Annotated in this window: 2 protein-coding genes; both read right to left on the bottom strand. The window is 74.9% G+C overall.

Annotated features, from left to right (window positions below):
* The coding region (locus ACFPIJ_RS47665) for a VirB4 family type IV secretion system protein (protein WP_380126129.1) at window positions 1-1841 on the bottom strand (1841 nt) is incomplete at its 3' end.
* A 35-nt stretch (window positions 1842-1876) separates the two neighbouring features.
* Window positions 1877-2887: PrgI family protein (locus tag ACFPIJ_RS47660; RefSeq protein WP_380126128.1), on the bottom strand; the 1011-nt coding region annotated here is incomplete at its 5' end.

Below are 2887 nucleotides of genomic sequence, written 5' to 3'. Positions count from 1 at the left end.
AGGTCATCGACCCCAGAGTTCGCACCGGAATCCCGCAACATTTCGTGGAACTCTATATCTCCCGAGCACAGGTCGTGCTCCCGCGCCGACGCGACCGCCTGGAACGCGACCCGGTGCGCACCGGCGAGCAGCAGTGCCTCACCGCGCCCGGCGGACAGCAGCATCCGTGCCTCGCCGGCGGTCAACGCGAACCGTTCCGTGACCCGGTCGATCGCCTGCGGCGCCTGCCGCAGCAGCACCTGCGTGCCGGCGTTGGCAACGACGGCGGTGCCGAGGTCCGAGCCGAGCAGGTCCGCGGCGTCCTGGGTGACGACGGCCAGCCCCGCGCGGCGTTTGCGGGCCGCTTTCGACAGCCGGTACAGGAACCGGGCCCCTTCACCTTCCCGCAGCAGGGTCCACGCCTCGTCGACGACCACGAGCCGCCGCACGTCCGCCGCCCCGCCGTCTGCGCCGGATCCGGCGTGGCCGGCGGTGGGGCTGTCCACCGCACGCCAGATCGCGTCCAGGGCCAGGAGCATCCCGACGGCTCGTTGTTCGTCCGGCAGTTGCCGCACCGACCACACGACCAGGTGGCCTGCCGGTTGGACGGTGCTCGGCCCGTCGAACAGGTCCTTGAACGACCCGTCCACCCACGGCGACAGCCGCGCCGCCAACGCGTGCGCCGCGGTGTCGTCGGCGGCCGTCAACGCCGAGGTCAGGTCCCGCAGCACCGGCGGCTGCCGGTGCCACGTCGCCGGGTCACCGGTGATCCCCGCCCGCTGGTACGCGGCGAGCACCGCCCGGTCCAGGGCGGCGCGTTCCGCGGGCGGCGGCTGCTCACCCAGCAGCACCCCGACGAGCGTGTGCACGAACATCGCCCGGCGCTGCAACGCGTCCGGCCGGCGGTCCCCGGCCGGCAGGTCGAACGGGTTCACCCGCACCCCGGCGACGCCGAGCTGCACCGCGACCCCACCGACCGTGGCGCACAACCGCAGGTACTCGCCCTCCGGGTCGATGATCGACACGTGGACACCGTCGTACAGCGACCGCAGCGTCTCCAGCTTCACCAGGTACGACTTCCCGGCACCGGAGCGGGCCAGCACGACGCTGTTGTGGTTGTCCTGCTGCCACCGGTCCCACCACACCACCCCGTTCGACCCGGTGCTCAACCCGTACAGCACCCCACCGGCCGGTGCTCCCTCGCCGGGCAGCGGCGCCGGTAGGTCGTGACTGCCGAACGGGAACGACGCGGCCAACGCGTCGGAGTCCACGATGCGCCGCATCCCGATGCTGTCCACCGCCAGCGGCAATGTGCTCGTCCACGCCTGCAGCTGCCGCCACGTCGCCGGCTGCGTGTCCAGCAGCACCGACGCGGCCGCGGCCCGGACCTCCGCGACAGCGTCGGCGAGTTCCGGCACCGTCGCGGCGTGCACGCACAGCAGGTGACCGACCCGGAACAGCCGCGCTGCTCCGCGGGCGACCCGCTCGGCGAGGTCGGCGGCGTCCTCGGCGGCGGCGTCGACGACCGGGTCACCGAGACCGCCACGGTCGGCGTCGAACCGCCGGTTCGACTCGAGGCGGGCCCGCTGCCGCCGCAACCTGGCCGCCGCCGTCACCGCCGGCACCGGTTCAATGTGCTGCACCACATCCAGGCGCCCCGGCCACGCCAGGATCGGCTCCAGCCACGACATCCCGACCTCCGGCGGGTACCCGGTGACGATCAGCGTCGCCACGTACCCGTCGCCGACCCGCAGATGATGCGGTGTCTGTTCCACCGCAGCAGGCCCGACCAGTCCGGCGATCCCGGGCGTGTCGGCTTCCTGCCGTGCCGGTGCGGTCCGTTGCGACGGGCGTCCCGCCAGCAGCGACCGCAGCCGGTCCTGCAGTCCGGCCGTGTTCACCGTGCCACCGCCGCACCGCCGGCGGTACGCGCCGGCCCGGCACCCGGCCCGGCACCCGGCCCGGCACCCGGCCCGGTGACCGGCTGCTGCGGCAACGCCCGCGGCCAGCTCGCGTCGACCGGCGCGAACGGGTCCACCGCGGCGGCGAGCACCGCGGCGACGGCCGGCCCGTCCAGGACCCTGGTCCGGCCGCCGAGCGCGGCCAGGGCCGCCGCCGCGTGCTCCGCCCGCCGCAACGCCTCCACCGCAGCACCCCGCCCACCCGGTGCCGTGCACGCCACCGTGACCGTCCGCCACAACGGATCCCGCTGCTCCGCGACGTCGAGGAGGAACTCCGCATGCTCCGCGGCGGCGTCCGCGAGCGCCGGACTCGGCAACCCGGCGGCCGAGTCGAGCAGCCGGTCCGCGGCCGCGGCCAGGTCGACCCGCCGGGTCGACACGACCACCTGCACCGGGCCGGTCACACCGTTGAGCCACCGGCCGTACCCGGCGACGAGCGCGGCCTGCTCCGCACCGGTACGCAGCCCGACGTTGACCGTCGTCGCCGCGACCAGGGCGACCGCACCACCGTCGACGTCGACGGCACCGCCGACGCCGATCGCATCCGTCGGCAACCGCAGCAGCCCCGGCACCGGACCTTCCGGCGGCGCGGTGTCTGGCGCCCACGCGGGCACCTCCGCCGCCGGGGCCGGGAGCATCGTCCGCGGCGAGCGCCGGTACCGCACCGCCGCCCACACCCACACGTCCAGCGGCACCCCGTCGCGGCGGCCCAGCGCGAGCGTCACCGCCGCACCGCCGAGGGGAGCCAGCACCAGCATCAGCGCCGGCAGCGGCACGAACGGGCCGAGCGCGCGGACCGTCAGGTAGCCGGCCGCCGCGGCAACGACGAGGATCGCCGCCTGCCTGGCGGTCAGGTTGAACACGATCCGGTCCGGCGCCTCGACATCGGCGGGGATACGAGCTCTATACCACTCGTCTTCGGAGTTCTTCGTCGGACTCATTGGTGG

The organism is Dactylosporangium cerinum (genome assembly GCF_042653625.1).
Classification (GTDB): domain Bacteria; phylum Actinomycetota; class Actinomycetes; order Mycobacteriales; family Micromonosporaceae; genus Dactylosporangium; species Dactylosporangium cerinum.
This window is presented reverse-complemented; position numbering and strand designations above follow the sequence as displayed.